The sequence below is a fragment of the Paraburkholderia sp. BR10954 genome (assembly GCF_040965775.1).
GTDB classification, from domain to species: Bacteria; Pseudomonadota; Gammaproteobacteria; order Burkholderiales; family Burkholderiaceae; genus Paraburkholderia; species Paraburkholderia youngii.
The window spans coordinates 119263-134653 of record NZ_JBFRCK010000015.1 but is presented as its reverse complement, the minus strand read 5'-3'; the positions used below and the strand labels follow the sequence as shown (position 1 = coordinate 134653).

The window sequence follows — 15391 nt, the reverse complement described above, 5'->3', positions numbered from 1 at the left end:
CGGGGAAATCGCCTTGCAGCGACACGGTGTGCCACTTCGGCTCGCCCGAGCCGTTGGAGCCGCTCTCCTTCCTCGCTGCCACGCGGATCAAAGCAGGTGTTCGACAATGAGCCGCTGCCCTGCTGCCAGTTGCTGTGACCGCCCTGGTTGTTCTAGTAGACGAGACCCGCGTCGAGCGATCCGTACAACGTGACGCTGCTTTGCGCGTGTGCGGTGATTGCGAAGGCGCTCAGCAGGCTTGCCATGATGGGGCTTCTTTGCATGTTCGGGATTCACTCCGTGGTACGTGGAGAATCGGCATGTTGAGCGCGATTCCCAGCGAAGTGTAATTACCGCTATGCAGATATTTAATTATTCGACTTGCAACAGTTTATTTTCGCATCCGCGATTATGTGAATTAATCGTGTAAGTGCAGGTTCCTAAAAGGAAATTATTTTTAAAGGTGAATGGGCGGCTACGCCGTCAACTCCACCGACGTTGCCGGACCGTTACGACATCAGGCCTCCCCGCCAGCATCGGATGCCCTCGCCGATTCTCACCGTTTTGCGCAACGCAGTCTTACGGAGAAAGCGTTAAATCATGGTGGGAGGCCACTTATAATTTAGACAGACCCCTTCGACCAAAGGGTGTCTTTTTCATTTTGACACGCGGCTTTCGGGCCGCGTTTTTTTATCTGACATTTAAAGCGGTTTTACACATTGTCGCCTAAGGGTAAATAGAATTTCGCCGCTCGAGCGGCTTCGCCGTTCCGGGCGCGCCTTGTCCGTTCGTCAGAGCGAGCAGGGCGAAGCGGGCCGGGCAGGTAGAATCGCGGGTTCGAAATCTGTTTGTGCGCCCCGCGAAGTGAGTGAACCTGTGATGAACGACACGCCCTTTCCCTCGACCGACACGAATGCCGGGTTCTTGGCCGACGACTCGTCCGGACCGGACGAAAGCGTGCATGAAGAGCGTCTGTGGCGCGACAACGGCTGGACCGCGCGCATCATCAAGAACGAAGACGACGAAGGCTGGGCCGTCGAAATGATCAAGGACGGCGAGGCGGAGCCCGCGCTCGTCGGGCCTTGGACGATGGGTCGCAACAAGAAGGATCCGAAGCCGCTCGACGTGTCGGCGTTCAACACGCTGGTGAAAACCGCGGCGGAAGTGCTGCGTCGCCACGAACAGCAACTGCGCGCGCAACTGCACAAGGCGGTGCGCGTGCCGAGCGCGGACGGCAACGACGAACTCGACATCACGCTCGACATCGTTCCGGACGAAGACGAGCCGTACGCGCTGTTGAGCGCGCTCGATATTTTCGGCGAGCAGATCGCGCAGGTGCAGGTCGCGCCGACCTTCAAGCTCAGCAAGGCGAGCGCCGCGGCGTGGGTGGCGAACGAGTTTCGCCGGCCGGGGTAAATGGCGGTTGCAGGCGCGGTTGCGTCGTGATCGGATCGTCTTGGGCCATCCGGCTGAGGAGCCAGCGAACGGGAATCTCGCGATAATTTGCGGTCTCTTTTGGCAGCCTCGCGAGGTGCACTTGAAATGGATTTCGATTTTGCGACGAGGTTTTATCGACGTGGCGGATGTTCGCTATGACCTCGCTCATCTGCTTGCCAGCGCGTTTACTTTCGCGATTCCCGCCGCGCCGCGATTTCCGGCAGTGACGGCAACGGTCCACGTCGAATACACGTCGCATTGCGTGTCGTTTGGAGCGGGCGCGACCGGGCCACTCGATTTCGAAGTGCTCGGCAACGCGTGCAGAACACTCGATCATCGCAATGTGGCGCGCGCGTTTTGCCCCGACCGACACCGCTGGCCGCAGCCAGCGCGTGCCGCCGCCAATCCCTAGTTGCGCTTGCAAAAAATCGCGGTGATCAGCGGCGCGACGTGGTGCACGATCGCTGTACTGCCGGCGTTCTCGAGCGCGCTTTTAACCTTGTCGTCGCCGCCGAACACGACGGCGCCATACGCGGACTGCGCGACCGGTTCGCCGTCGCCGACCCGGAACATCGGGTCGTCTTTTTCGAAGCCCACCACCGCGAATACGCGGAAACCGAACGCGGTTAGATGCGCACCGGGCATCGGCGAGAACGCGTTGATCGAGTTGCTTTCGACGTGACTTGGCTTCGGGTTGATCAGTTGCTGTTGCATCAGATCAGCAATGAACTGGTGGCCGCTCTCATTGCATACGAGTGGCGCGTCGAGCTCCACGGCAAAAGAGGACAGCGGCAGCGCGGTGGCTGCGGCAAACAGCAGAGGGACAAGAAGACGGTTCATGAGTGTAGGCGGGCGTCCACAGTCGATGCCGTGGATTAGCAACCACTGCGCCATCCCCCGGAGGGGCGCGAGCGGTGCTGCACATCGAACAGATTCCGCGTGACTGGCACAACTGGATTCGCACTTTACAGCGATTCGGCGAATTCCGCTTTGTGGCGGACATACAAACGGTATTTGCAAATTGCCGGGAAACATACGACGCAACAGCAAGCTTTCAGAATCCCGTATATATTTCCGCCTTATGACTTCGCAACCCCGACCTCCAATAAACGTCCCGCCGCCACGTACGTGGGATGCCCGGCTCGCTCGCCGGCTCGTGACACCGCTAATCGATACCTGGGTCACCCCGAATCATTTGACCACGCTGCGCCTGCTGATCGGCGTCGCAGGCGCGCTGTGCCTTGCGCACGGAGGATTCCGGTGGGCCAATGCGGGAGCACTTCTGATCGTTCTGTCTAATTTCGTCGATCACACCGACGGCGAACTCGCGCGCGTCGGCGGCAAGTCGAGCCGTATCGGTCATTTTTACGATCTCGCCTGCGATGCTCTCGTGACCGTGATGCTGTTCGTCGGCATGGGTATCGGTGTCGGCGGTGCGCAGATCGATGCTTTGAAGCTCGCGCCCGGCATGCTCGGGGCGGTTGCGGGTGTCGCGGTTGCCCTGATCTTCTTCTTGCGCATGCGGATCGAGGAAATGGTCGGCAAGGCCGGCACGAAGCAGGCGTCGGTGGGGGGCTTCGAAACCGAGGACGTGCTTTACCTGCTGCCCATCGTCACGCTGACGAATGTCGTCGCGCCGTTCGTGGTGGTCGCGTCGATCGGCGCGCCGCTGTTCGCCGCATGGGTGGTGATCGACTACTGGCGCGTCGCGCGCCGTAGCGCTCGCCTGACGGCCAAGGCCCCCGCCACTTCGGAAACCAGTCAACAGTGGGCCAGCAAATGAATCTGCACGCCGAAGACGACGTGATTGCGCCCGTGTCGACAGGCACGCCCGTGGCGGCGCTCACGCCCGCGCCCGATGCCGACCGCGCGGTCGCGAGCCGTACCCGCACGTTCGACAACGCGCGTCTGCGCAAAGACTTCGCCGCGCAGGACGCGTTTCTGTATCTCGAAGATTTCCTCGCGCCGGAAGTCACCGCGCAGCTGGTTCACAGCGCGCGCTCGCTGCTCGACGAAGTGAACCGCAACTATCTGCCTGGCCACAAGCAGGGCGGCAGTGTCAGCCGCCATACGATCGACCGTCTCGCGCCGTTCATCGCAGAGCTGTATCGTTCGAAGGAGTTGATCGGCTGGCTCGAGCAACTGAGCGGCGACCAGCTGCAGGTGTCGCCTGCCGACGACCCGCACGCCTACGCGCTCTACTACTACACGCGCCCCGGCGACCATATCGGCTGGCACTACGATACTTCGTATTACGACGGGCGCCGCTACACGCTGCTTCTCGGCGTGATCGACCAATCGTCGTGCCGGCTCGACTACGAGCTGCATACGCGCAATCCGGAGATGCCGGACCAGCCGGGTTCGGTGCAGATTCCGCCCGGTGGCCTCGTGTTTTTCGATGGCGACAAGCTGCGTCATCGCATCACGCCGGCCGGCCCGAACGAGATGCGCGTGTCGCTGACGTTCGAATACGTCACCGATCCCAACATGCGGCCGTGGCGCCGCTTCGTTTCGAACATGAAGGACGCGATCGCGTACTTCGGTTTCCGTCAGGTGTTCCGTCAGATGGCCTCGCGCGGCAAGGACGCCGCATGAGTCGCGCGGCGCTGCTTCTGCTGTCGATCGGCTCGGCGCTGTTCGTCGGCCTGCTCGCGTGGCGGGGCTTCGGCTCGGTGGCGTCCACCTTGCTCGCAGCCGGCTGGGGGCTCGCGGTCGTCGCCGCGTTCCACGTGGTGCCGCTCGTGCTCGATGCGGCTGCGATCGCGGTGCTGTTCAAGCGCGGCCACCCGACGCGTGACGGCGCGCATGAAGGTCCAGCAAGCCGCGCGGGAGCCGGACTCTCACTGCGCGATGCGCTGTCCGCGCGCTGGATCGGCGAATCGGTGAATAGCCTGCTGCCCGCTGGACAGATCGGCGGTCCGGTGGTGATGGCGCGGCAACTGTCGCAGCGCGGCATGCTGCTGCGCGACGCGGCCGCCGCGATCACCGTCAGCACGACATGGCAGGCGCTCGCACAAATCGTGTTCGCGCTCGGCGGCCTCGCGATGTTCGGCGCGTACGCCGCGCACGGCACGCTGCACGACCTGCGAACCGCAACGCTGAGCGCGACCTGCGTGCTCGGCGCGCTGATTGCCGGGTTCTACTTCGCGCAGCGGCGCGGCCTGTTCGGGCGTCTGCTCGGCGTGGTGGCCAAGGTGTTCGGCAAGCGCGACTGGTCGTCTCTGATGACGCGCGCTGAAGCCGTCGATGCCGCCGTGCAGTCGCTGTACCGCGAGCGCGGCCGCGTGGCGGCGAGCTTTGCGCTTAGCCTCGTCGGCTGGGTCGTCGGCACGGCCGAGGTATGGCTCGCGCTGCGTTTTCTCGGCCATCCGGCCGGCTGGATCGACGCGCTGCTGCTGGAGAGCATCGGCCAGGCGATTCGCGGCGCGGCCTTCATGATTCCGGGCTCGCTCGGCGTGCAGGAGGGCGGCTATCTGCTGCTCGCGCCGCTGGTGGGTTTGCCGCCCGATGCGGCGCTGGCGTTGTCGCTCGCCAAGCGTGCGCGTGAAATCCTGCTGGGCCTGCCGGGCCTGCTGGTATTGCACTTCAGCGAACGAAGCTGGCAACGTCGGCGCGCCCCGCGGCGTGTGCCGGTTGCCGATTGACCTCCGTACTTTTTTCAAAGGACCGCGCATGCGCGCCATCATTCTCGCCGCGGGCCTCGGCCTGCGTCTCCAGCAACCGCCGCAAGCCCAGTTTCCGAAATGCCTGTTGCAGTTCGACGGTATGAGCCTGCTCGAACGGCATCTGCAGATGCTCGAAACCGCGGGCGTGACCGACGTCGTGCTCGCGCTCGGTTTCCAGCCGCAATCCGTGCAGGCGGAACTCGCGCGCATCAACTGGCCGCACAAGGTCGAGACCGTGCTCAATCCGCGTTTCGATCTGGGCAGCGTGCTGACCGTGCATACCGTTGCCGACGCGTTGACGCGCGGCGGCGACGTGCTGCTGATGGACGCCGACGTGCTGTACGACGAGCGCATCCTGAACGCGCTGGTGGCGGGCGAGTCGGTCAACCGACTGCTGATCGACCGCGATTTCGAAGCGGGCGACGAGCCGGTCAAGCTATGCCTGAAGGACGGCGTGCCGGTCGAGTTGCGCAAGCAGCTCGCGGTCAATCTGGAGTTCGACACGATCGGCGAGTCGGTCGGCTTCTTCCGCTTCCGCGAGGAAACCGCGCGACGCTTTACGCAGATCGTCGCGGGCTATATCGACAGCGGCCGTGCGAACATGCCGCACGAAGAGGCGGTGCGCGACCTGCTGCTCGAGCGCAGCCAGGTATTCGACACGGCCGACGTGACCGGCGCGCCGTGGATCGAGATCGACTTCCCGAACGACGTCGCGCGCGCGGCCAACGAAATCCTGCCGCAGTTGCAGCCGCTCGTCAGCGCATCGCGCTAAAGCGTCGGCCGCGCGTCAGCACGCATGACGGCGCGCGGCAAAACCCCTCGCGCGACAACATTTGTTGCCGCCGCAATGCCATAATCGGCACTTTCCATTGATGGCGGGCCGCCCGTCGCCATGACAATGCTGCTCGCTTTAGGCGCTTTCATCGTTCCGCTGATCGTCGCGTGCGCGATGTTCATGGAAAACGTGGACGGCACGGTCATCGTGACGTCGCTGCCGGTTCTGGCGCGCGACCTCGGTCATGATCCGATCACGCTGAAGCTTGCGGTTACCGCGTATGTGATCGGCCTCGGCGTTTTTATCCCGATCTGCGGCTGGGTCGCCGACCGCTTCGGTTCGCGCACCGTGTTCCGAACCGCGATCGGCATCTTCATGGCGGGCTCGCTGCTGTGCGCGGCCTCCACTTCGCTCGATACCTTCGTGCTCGCGCGCTTCGTGCAGGGCATCGGCGGCGCGCTGATGGTGCCGGTGGGGCGCATCATCATCTTCCGTTCGCTGCCGAAGTCGGAGTTCATTCGCGCGATGAACTATCTAACGGTGCCGGCGTTGCTCGGCCCGGTGGTCGGGCCGCCGCTCGGCGGCTTTATCACGACCTATCTGCACTGGCGTCTGATCTTCGTGATCAATGTGCCGATCGGGCTGCTCGGCATCTGGCTCACCAACAAGTACATCGCCAATACGCGCGAGCCGCATCCAGGCCGGCTCGACTGGCTTGGCTTCGTGCTGTCGGCAAGTGGCGCGTCGTTGTTCATGCTCGGGCTCTCGCTCGTCGGCGGCGAACTGGTGTCGACGGGAGAATCGGTCGGCATGTGCGTGACCGGCATCGTGCTGCTGCTGGTTTATGTGCTGTACGCAAGCCGCGTCGCGCTGCCGGTGCTCGATCTGCGTTTGCTGCGCATTCCGAGTTTTCATGCGAGCGTGATCGGCGGTTCGCTGTTTCGTATCGGTCTTGGCGCGGTGCCGTTCCTGTTGCCGCTCGCGTTGCAGGAAGGGCTCGGCATGACCGCGTTCAGAGCCGGCGCGATCACCTGCGCGTCCGCGTTCGGCTCGATCTTCATGAAGACGGTGGCGTCGCGCATTCTCGAACGCTTCGGCTTTCGCACGGTGCTGATGGTCAACGCCGGGTGCGCGGGTCTTGCGATCGCCGTGTACGGGTTGTTTTTTCCCGGCACGCCGCATTGGGTGATCTGGTGCATCGTGCTGGTGGGCGGCTTCTTTCCCTCGCTGCAATTCACGTCGCTCAATACGCTGGCCTATGCGGATATTCCGAGCAGCGACGTCGGCCGCGCAACGAGTGTTGCGAGCGTGATCCAGCAGATGTCGCTCGGCCTCGGCGTGACGATCTCGGGCATCGTGCTGCTGATTTCGCATCGTCTGCAAGGGCATCCGAACATCGTGTTCTCCGATTTCTGGCCGGCGTTTCTGGTCGTCGGTCTGTTCTCGTGCCTGTCGATTCCAATTACGCGGCGGCTGCCGCGAGACGCGGGCGATGAGATCGCGCGCGGCAGCCGCGGGCGCGCGTAAGTCAAGATACGGGCGCAGTCTGCCTACCCCGCCTGCTCCACCGGCGTCACCGTCAACTCCAGCCGCTGCGCGCCGCGCAACACCGTCACGCTGACCGGCTTGTCGATACGCGAAGCATCGAGCGTGCGTTGCAGACCATCCACATCCTGCACCGGCTGTGCGTCGATCGCGACGATCGTGTCGTCGGTGCGCAAGCCGCCGAGCGCGGCCGGACTGCCTTTGACGATCTCCATGACGTGCACGCCGCTTTGCGTGCCCAGGCCAAAGTAGCGCTGCACACGCCGCGACAGCGGCGCCGTCGTGCCGGCCACGCCGATATACGCGCGTCGCACGCGGCCATGCGCGAAGATCTGCATGATGACCCACTTTGCGGTATCGATAGCGGTCGCGAAACAGATGGCCTGCGCGCCAGGAATGATCGCGGTATTCACGCCGATCACCTGACCCGCCGAATTGATCAGCGGTCCGCCGGAGTTGCCCGGATTCAACGCCGCGTCGGTCTGGATCACGTCGTAGATCATGCGGCCAGAGTTCGAGCGCAGCGACCGGCCCAGCGCCGAAACGACGCCGGTCGTCACGGTCTGCTGCAGCCCCAGCGGGCTGCCGACTGCAATAGCGATCTGCCCGACGCGCAGCTTCGACGATTCGCCGAGTTCGACATGCGGCAGCGGCTCCGGCGAACCGATGCGCAGCACCGCGAGATCGCTGCCGGGATCGTCGCCGACCAGATCGGCGTCGAACTTGGCGCCGTCGGCGAGCGTCACCTGGATATGCGTCGCGCCATGCACGACGTGGCTATTGGTCAGCAGGTAGCCGTCGGGCGTGAACAGAAAGCCCGAGCCGGTGCCGCCGCGCGCGCCGCGCCCATGCGCGGACGCATCGCCGGGCAGCCGGCGCTCGACGGCGATAAACGCGACCGCCTGCTGCACGCGCTCCAATGCGCCGATCACGGTGCGGGAGTAGGCGTCGAGCAGCGCGTCGTCGTCGTTGGTCAAAAGTTCGGTGGATTGGGGCCCGGGGGCGTCGGATGCGGCGCTCGACAGGTCATCGATGAAGCGTGGACGGCTTCCCATAACGATGCTCCGGATAGACGGGCTGCGAGATGCGGGGCGTCGCGCGGGTTTTCAAGGGCGTCTGGGGCGGGGCGCCCGGGGTCGTCCCGAGTGCCGCACTGGCGGCCACCGCGTGTGAGACACTTTCCGGGGCGGGCCGTCGCTCGCCGCTCGCTCGCTCGCGCCACGGAGACCCCCTTCATGTCCGCATCTACCCCTTCCGCGCCGCAACCTCCGCAGCCGGAACCACGCATCGATTCTCTGAGCGCAATCACGCTCGCCACCAGCGACATGCAGCGCGCCGTCGCCTTCTACGAAGCGCTCGGCTTCCCGCTCAAATACGGCGGTCCGCGCGAGGCCTTCACGTCGTTCGCGTTCGGCAGCTCGTATCTGAACCTGATCGCCGATGCGCGCGCGCCGGTCACCTGGTGGGGGCGCGTGATCATCTACGTGTCGGACGTCGACGCGATCTATGCCAAGGCGCTGGCCGCGGGCTTGCAGCCGTCGCTCGCGCCGGCGGATGCGCCGTGGGGCGAGCGCTATTTTCACATCACCGATCCGGACGGCCACGAATTGAGCTTCGCGCGGCCGCTGCACTAGCGGCGGCAGCCCGGGCAAAACTCGCTATCATGGGTGATTCCACGCATCCGCAGCGACCGCCCGCGCGGTAACACGGCTGACACCTCGCGCTTCGATAATCGAACGCGACCGCGTCGCGCTAGCCGCCGACGCGCCATCCCATTCCTGTTGCGAGGAGAGCCGCAATGAATGAGCCGGACCCGAGACCCGATTTCGAATTGATGGCGGAGCGGCAACGCCGTTTCGAGGAAGACCTCATCGATGCCTACGACGAAGAACTCGAAATGGAGGTCGACGACCGCATCATCGACGGCCCGGCCGGATTTACGCCCGAGCATCGCGAGGCGCGCAGGCAGTACTTTCGTGAACTGTTCCGCCTGCAGGGGGAACTGGTCAAGCTGCAGGACTGGATCGTCGCGACCGGACATCGGCTCGTCGTGATCTTCGAGGGGCGCGATGCGGCGGGCAAGGGCGGCGCGATCAAGCGCATCACGCAGCGCCTCAATCCGCGCGTGTGCCGCGTGGCAGCATTGCCCGCGCCGAATAATCGCGAGCGCACGCAATGGTATTTTCAGCGCTATGTATCGCATCTGCCGGCGGGCGGCGAGATGGTGCTATTCGATCGCAGCTGGTACAACCGCGCGGGCGTCGAGCGCGTGATGAACTTCTGCACCGACGAGGAATACGAAGAGTTTTTCCGCTCGGTGCCGGAGTTCGAAAAGATGCTGGTGCGCAGCGGCGTGCAGATCCTCAAGTACTGGTTTTCGATCACCGACGAAGAGCAGGAAATCCGCTTCCAGAACCGCATTCACGATCCGCTGAAGCAGTGGAAGCTGAGTCCGATGGATCTGGAAAGCCGGCGCCGCTGGGAAGCGTATACGCAGGCGAAAGAAGTGATGCTGCAGCGCTCGCATATCCCCGAGGCGCCGTGGTGGGTCGTGCAGGCCGTCGACAAGAAGCGCGCGCGCCTGAACTGCATTCACCATCTGCTGAGCCAGGTGCCATATCATGAGATCGAGCACCCGCACATCGAATTGCCGTCGCGCGTCTATCACGAAGACTATAGCCGCCAGCCGGTGCCCGACGCGATGATCGTGCCCGAGGTGTACTAAAAAGCGGATCGTATGGACTAGCGGGCCAACGAAAAAGCGCGGTACGTATAGAACGTATCGCGCTTTTTTTCGTGCTGGATGGGTTCCGCCAGATCGGCGAACTCAGAACACCGAACGGAACACCCAGTACAACCCGCCCGCGAGCGCGATCGACGCGGGCAGCGTCAGCACCCATGCGAGGATCAGGCTGCGCACGGTGGCCCATTGCAGGCCCGAACCGTTGGCCGCCATCGTGCCGGCCACGCCGGAAGAGAGCACGTGGGTCGTCGACACCGGCAGACCGTAGACGTCGGCGGCACCGATCGTGACCATCGCGACGAGTTCAGCCGACGCGCCCTGGCCGTAGGTCAGATGCTGTTTGCCGATCTTCTCGCCCACCGTGACGACGATGCGCTTCCAGCCGACCATCGTGCCGAGACCCAGCGCGATCGCGACCGCCACCTTGACCCAAGGCGGAATGAACTTGGTTGCGTGATCGATCTGCTTCCTGAAGTTGGCAATGACCTTAGCGTCCTCGGCCGAGAACTGCGGCTGATTGGCCTTCTGCATCAGACGGATCGCCTCGGACGTGACATACATGTTGTTGCGCACGTTATCGACGATGCCTTGCGGCAGCGCGGCCATCGAGCCAAATTCGCCGACCTGGCGGCCGATCTGCTCGGTCAATTGCCGCAGCGCCGGCAGCGTCGCGGGTGTCAGCTGACGGGTGCGCACGAAGGCCTCGACGTCGGCGCGCGGATCCGCGGACGGCGCCGCGCCCTGCGTGTAGCGCGCTAGCGTCGCCGCGGTTTGATGCGCGACCGCGACGAAGTTCTGCGTTTGCTCCGGCGTGACCGCTCGATTCAGTGCGTACGCAGTGGGCACCGTACCGATCAGGATCAGCATGATCAGACCCATGCCTTTCTGGCCATCGTTCGAGCCGTGCGCGAACGACACGCCCGTGCAGGTCAGAATCAGCAGGCAGCGAATCCAGAACGGCGGCGGCTCCTTGCCCTGCGGCTCGGCATACAGCGCGGGCACCCGCACGACGGCCTTCAGGATCAGCAGCAGCAAGCCCGCGAGCAGAAAGCCCACGATCGGCGAAAACAGCAACGACTTGCCGACGCCGAGCGCCTGAGTCCAGTCGACGCCGCTGGTGCCATTCGCACCGTGCATCATCTGATTCATCAGGCCTACGCCGATGATCGAGCCGATCAGCGTGTGCGAGCTCGAAGACGGTAGGCCCAGAGACCACGTGCCTAGGTTCCAGATGATCGCGGCGATCAGCAGCGCGAATACCATCGAGAACCCGGCGCTGCTGCCGACCTGCAGGATCAACTCGACAGGCAGCAGTTGCAGCACGCCGAAGGCGACCGCACCGCTAGACAACAGCACACCGAGAAAATTCCACGCGCCGGACCAGACGACCGCGATATTCGGTGTCAGCGAGTGGGTATAGATGACGGTGGCGACCGCATTGGCCGTATCGTGAAAGCCGTTGACGAACTCGAAGCCGAGCGCGATCAGCAGCGCGACGCCGAGCAACAGATAGGGCAGCATCGAGCTTTCGCGCACGGGCTGCAGATCGTCTATCAGATGAACACCGCAGTACACGACGCCCGCAATGAGCAGGCCGGCGAAAATCACCAGGCCTGCGCTACGGCCCTTGCCGCTGGCGGCGCCTGGTTGCGGATACGAAAGTTCCGGCATGGCGTGAGCCCCAAAAATGTGGTCGCAGAGTATTCGATGCTGCTTTCGCTGCGTGTCGCAATGATGACAACTGCGTGACGGCGATGGGGGTGTAAAAAATAGACACGGCGCGGCTTATGCCGCCGCGCACTGGACTAAGCAAGTGATGAATAAACCAGGCAGTGGACGCATCGCAGTCGCGCCTACGATGCGCTGACGACTTCGCCGCTTGCTCTGCCACCGAGGGTGCGTTTATAGGCTTGCGCGACGATTTCCGCCGGTATCCCTTGCGACGGATCGCGGCCCATCGATTCGAGCGTTTCGGCGACCCACCCCGGGCTCACCACATTGACGCGGGCTTTGCCGCGCAACTCGAGTGCGGCCGAGCGCGCAAACGCCTCGACACCCGCATTGACGATGCTGACCGCGGCGCTGCCTTCCATCGGCTGTTGCGCGAGCACGCCGCTCGTCAGTGTGAACGAGCCGCCTTGCGACACATGGTCCACGCCGCAGCGCACAACATTGACCTGCCCCATCAGTTTGTTGGCAAGACTAAAAGAAAAGTCTTCGTCGCCAAGCGCCGCGAGCGGCGCGAATTTCGCTGAGCCGGCCGCGCAGATGATCGCGTCGAAGCTGCCGGCTTGCGCATACATCGCTTCGATGCTGCGTTTGTCGGACAGATCGACGTGCAGGTCGGAGCCCTTGCGGCTTGCGCCGACCACGTCGTGCTCGGTGGCGAGCAGCTTCACGATGTGCGAGCCGAGCAGGCCGGTCGCACCGACAACGAGTATTCGCATACATCCTCCTCAGGTCTGTTTGCGGCATTTGCCGCGCTGCACCCTGCATCGTCAAGCCTGAGCATTCGCCGGACCGCGCGATAAGCGGCCCCATCGGTCGAGCATAGGCGCTGCCGACACGACGCGCCAACGCGTAACTGGGAAACTCACTGATATGCGCGGTGAATCCCTCGCGAGCATCGATTTTGCTACGTTGGAAATACGGTCACGTTTCCGGGAGCATCGATGAAGCAAGACAGTGAAACAGCCAACGAGCCGGTACCCGAAGAATCGGCGCAGCGGGCCTTTACTTCCTACGCCGCGCCACTGGTTGATGAGGCGGTCAGACTCGCCAAAGGCATACATGACGACCCGTCACCCGAAGCGCTGCACAAACTGCGTGTGTCACTGCGGCGTTTGCGTTCGTTGTGGTGGGCGTTCGCACCGCTGCTCGACAAGGGCGAAAATTCTCGCCAGCGCGCCGTCTATAAGTTTCTTGCCACCGCGGCGGGTAAAACGCGCGATTGGGACATCCTGATCGAGTTGCTCAAGCAGGAAGGCGGCGACGCTCGAGCGTTGATGCCGAAGCTCGAGCGGACGCGCCGCGACACGCTGGCGACCAGCCGCGAGACGTTGTTGAATGCCGACGTCAAACATCTGTTGCGCGATGCGTTGGCCACCACTTCCGGGGAACTGCACGCCACGCACGATGCGGATATTGCGTTGCGCAAATTTGCCGCTCGGCGCATTCGGGCGTCGGAGCGCTCGTTGAAGAAACGCATGAAACGCGCGCGCCATGCGAAACGCTCGAATTACGCGGCCTTCCACGATGTCAGAAAAGCGGGCAAGAAACTGCGCTATCTGTTCGAGTTTTTCGGGCCGGTGCTTAAAATCAGCCATAAGCGCACGCTCGAGCGGCTGAAAAAGCTTCAGAAGCGCTTCGGCTTGCTCAACGATACCGTCGCCAGCGAAGCGCTGTTGCGCGACAATGCGGCGTCGCTTGCCGACGCGGACCACATCGAAGCCGCGTTGGCCTGGCTCGACAGGAAACGCAAACGCCGCTTGCGCGCGGCGTCGGAGCTACTGGGCTGAACGAGTGCTCTCGTCTCGCTAGCGCGGAGGACCCGCAGCCCAACATGCACTGCGCACCGCGCTGCCGGTCCGAAAGAATCGTCCGCGAAAGGAGGCGAGGAGCGTGGCACAGCATGGGCTTTCGCTGCGTCATCGGTTGCGCCTGACGTTGCATGCCGTTCGAGCCGGGATGACCCGCTATGTGGGCAACCGCCCGTGGGTGGCCGGCGTCGCCGGCACGCTCGTCGCGTTGGCGATGTCGATCCTGACTGCGGTGGAAGTCGGCGAAGGCCGCCGCGAGATGCTCGATCATGCGCGCCAGACCTCGCAAAACCTCGTGTCGATCATTTCCGCGGATCTCGCGCGCAACGTCGAAATCTATAATCTGTCGTTGCAATCGATGGTGGATGCCGCGCGCAGTCCGGACACCTGGACGCTGCCGGTCCCGGCACGCCAGGCGAAGCTGTTCGATCGCGCGACCACCGCCGCCTTTCTCGGCGGTGCGTATGTCGTCGGCGCCGACGGCGAAGTGGCCGCCGCACAGTACGACGACGCCAACACCACCGTCCATCTCGACGACCGCGAATACTTTCAGGTGCAACTGCGCAACCCGGCGGCGGGCCTGTATTTCTCGCATCCGTTCATGTCGCGGCTGCGCGGCGGCATGCCGTCGATCGCGCTGACGCGGCGCATCGACGATGCGCAGGGCAACTTCGCCGGCATCGCTCTGCTCGCGATTCGCATCGAGTACTTCCAGCACCTGCTGGACCGGATCGACACCGGCGAGCAGGGTTCGGTTTCCATCGTGATGGCGGACGGCACGCTGCTCGCGCGCAAGCCGGTCGACGGGCGCGATATCGGCGCGAGCGTTGCAAAGTCGCCGACCTTCGTACCGATGACCGCGCACGACTCCGGCACCTACGTATCGGTCTCGCCGGTCGACGGTGTGCGTCGCATCGTTACGTACGCGCACGTACCCGGCACGCCGCTGATCGTGGCGATCGCGCCCGCCGTCGACGACGTGCTCGCGCCGTGGCAGCATCGCAGCCACGTGGCGGCTGCGCTGACCATCGGGTTCGGTGCGGTGTTCGTGGTCGTGTCGTGGCTGCTCGCGTTCGCGCTGCGGGACAAACAGCGCGCGCAGGCCGCGCTGGTGCGTCTCGCCTCGACCGATTCGCTGACCGGGCTCAGCAATCGCCGCGTGCTCGACAAGCGGCTCGACGACGAATGGAAGCGCGCGCGGCGCGACGACAAGCCGCTGTCGGTGCTGTTCATCGATATCGATCACTTCAAGCGCTTCAACGACACCTACGGCCATGAGAGCGGCGACGAAGTATTGGTCGCGGTGGCGGATTGCATCGCGTCCGTGGCGCGGCGCTCGGTCGATCTGGTCGCGCGCTACGGCGGCGAAGAGTTCGCGGTGGTGCTGCCGGATACGTCCGCGCGGGGCGCGTTCACCGTCGCGGAGCAAATTCGCCGCAAGGTGGAAAACCGCGTCATCGTGCGTGGACAAGATGCGCCGCAGGCGGTGACGGTAAGCGTCGGCTGCGCCACGGCGCTGCCGGGCGCCACGGATTTCGCCAACGGAGGCGAGCTGCTGGCCGCCGCTGACGCGCAGCTCTATGTGGCGAAGAACGAAGGGCGCAATCGCACCCGGTCGGCGCAGTGGGACGAGTATTCGGCGGTGCAGGGGTCGTCGAGTACGGGCGCGGCGCTCTGACGCCAGGTATCCGTTCACGTGAGCGTGAGC

15 protein-coding genes and 1 pseudogene are annotated in these 15391 nt (G+C 64.0%); 11 read left to right on the top strand and 5 right to left on the bottom strand.

Annotated elements, in window-relative coordinates:
* Positions 1-68: 68 nt before the first annotated feature.
* Positions 69-263: pseudogene (locus AB4Y34_RS21515) on the bottom strand (porin); the annotation flags it as partial.
* Positions 264-858: 595 nt separating this feature from the next.
* Here AB4Y34_RS21515 and AB4Y34_RS21510 point away from each other — a divergent pair.
* Both AB4Y34_RS21510 and AB4Y34_RS21505 read left to right on the top strand, forming a co-directional pair.
* Positions 859-1395: a hypothetical protein gene (locus tag AB4Y34_RS21510; RefSeq protein WP_176125465.1), complete on the top strand. Its 537-nt coding sequence runs from the start codon at positions 859-861 to the stop codon at positions 1393-1395.
* A gap of 139 nt (positions 1396-1534) precedes the next feature.
* Positions 1535-1828 (top strand): hypothetical protein, encoded by a 294-nt coding sequence (locus AB4Y34_RS21505; protein ID WP_368717161.1) that lies wholly within the window; start codon positions 1535-1537, stop codon positions 1826-1828.
* On the opposite strand, the gene AB4Y34_RS21500 is transcribed toward AB4Y34_RS21505, so the two are convergent.
* A complete protein-coding gene (locus AB4Y34_RS21500; protein ID WP_368717160.1) occupies positions 1825-2256 on the bottom strand; it encodes a hypothetical protein in 432 nt (143 codons plus the stop codon). The genes AB4Y34_RS21505 and AB4Y34_RS21500 overlap by 4 nt on opposite strands.
* 241 nt (positions 2257-2497) lie before the next feature.
* Between AB4Y34_RS21500 and AB4Y34_RS21495 the strand changes: the two genes are divergently transcribed.
* From AB4Y34_RS21495 to AB4Y34_RS21475, 5 genes are all read left to right on the top strand, one after another.
* The gene (locus tag AB4Y34_RS21495) at positions 2498-3199 is read left to right on the top strand and encodes a CDP-alcohol phosphatidyltransferase family protein (RefSeq protein ID WP_368717159.1); all 702 of its coding nucleotides are present in this window, start codon (positions 2498-2500) and stop codon (positions 3197-3199) included.
* Positions 3196-4011 (top strand): 2OG-Fe(II) oxygenase, encoded by an 816-nt coding sequence (locus AB4Y34_RS21490; RefSeq protein WP_368717158.1) that lies wholly within the window; start codon positions 3196-3198, stop codon positions 4009-4011. Before AB4Y34_RS21495 ends, AB4Y34_RS21490 begins: the two co-directional genes overlap by 4 nt.
* Complete coding sequence (locus tag AB4Y34_RS21485; protein ID WP_368717157.1) at positions 4008-5060, top strand: lysylphosphatidylglycerol synthase domain-containing protein; 1053 nt, start codon at positions 4008-4010, stop codon at positions 5058-5060. The genes AB4Y34_RS21490 and AB4Y34_RS21485 overlap by 4 nt, the downstream gene beginning before the upstream one ends.
* 28 nt (positions 5061-5088) lie before the next feature.
* Positions 5089-5853, top strand: a complete 765-nt coding sequence (locus AB4Y34_RS21480; protein WP_368717156.1) for an NTP transferase domain-containing protein — start codon at positions 5089-5091, stop codon at positions 5851-5853.
* A 126-nt stretch (positions 5854-5979) separates the two neighbouring features.
* Positions 5980-7383, top strand: a complete 1404-nt coding sequence (locus AB4Y34_RS21475) for an MFS transporter (RefSeq protein ID WP_176385003.1) — start codon at positions 5980-5982, stop codon at positions 7381-7383.
* A gap of 23 nt (positions 7384-7406) precedes the next feature.
* Here AB4Y34_RS21475 and AB4Y34_RS21470 read toward each other — a convergent pair whose 3' ends face one another.
* Positions 7407-8456 (bottom strand): S1C family serine protease, encoded by a 1050-nt coding sequence (locus AB4Y34_RS21470; protein ID WP_176384985.1) that lies wholly within the window; start codon positions 8454-8456, stop codon positions 7407-7409.
* Between the two features lie 180 nt (positions 8457-8636).
* Here AB4Y34_RS21470 and AB4Y34_RS21465 point away from each other — a divergent pair, with 180 nt between their 5' ends.
* Both AB4Y34_RS21465 and ppk2 read left to right on the top strand, forming a co-directional pair.
* Positions 8637-9035 carry a VOC family protein gene (locus tag AB4Y34_RS21465; RefSeq protein WP_368717155.1) on the top strand — a complete coding sequence of 133 codons (399 nt, stop codon included), beginning with the start codon at positions 8637-8639 and terminating at the stop codon, positions 9033-9035.
* Positions 9036-9199: 164 nt separating this feature from the next.
* The gene (gene ppk2 / locus AB4Y34_RS21460; RefSeq protein ID WP_176384989.1) at positions 9200-10126 is read left to right on the top strand and encodes a polyphosphate kinase 2; all 927 of its coding nucleotides are present in this window, start codon (positions 9200-9202) and stop codon (positions 10124-10126) included.
* 102 nt (positions 10127-10228) lie between these two features.
* On the opposite strand, the gene AB4Y34_RS21455 is transcribed toward ppk2, so the two are convergent.
* Together AB4Y34_RS21455 and AB4Y34_RS21450 are read right to left on the bottom strand one after the other, a co-directional pair.
* Positions 10229-11815 carry an inorganic phosphate transporter gene (locus tag AB4Y34_RS21455; RefSeq protein ID WP_368717154.1) on the bottom strand — a complete coding sequence of 529 codons (1587 nt, stop codon included), beginning with the start codon at positions 11813-11815 and terminating at the stop codon, positions 10229-10231.
* Positions 11816-11997: 182 nt separating this feature from the next.
* On the bottom strand, positions 11998-12591 hold the full coding sequence (locus AB4Y34_RS21450) for a short chain dehydrogenase (protein ID WP_368717153.1): 594 nt from the start codon (positions 12589-12591) through the stop codon (positions 11998-12000).
* 225 nt (positions 12592-12816) lie between these two features.
* Here AB4Y34_RS21450 and AB4Y34_RS21445 point away from each other — a divergent pair, with 225 nt between their 5' ends.
* Together AB4Y34_RS21445 and AB4Y34_RS21440 are read left to right on the top strand one after the other, a co-directional pair.
* Entirely contained in the window at positions 12817-13662 is an 846-nt protein-coding gene (locus AB4Y34_RS21445; protein WP_368717152.1) for a CHAD domain-containing protein, read from the top strand.
* Positions 13663-13831: 169 nt separating this feature from the next.
* Complete coding sequence (locus AB4Y34_RS21440; protein ID WP_255209070.1) at positions 13832-15361, top strand: diguanylate cyclase; 1530 nt, start codon at positions 13832-13834, stop codon at positions 15359-15361.
* The last annotated feature ends 30 nt before the right edge of the window (positions 15362-15391 follow it).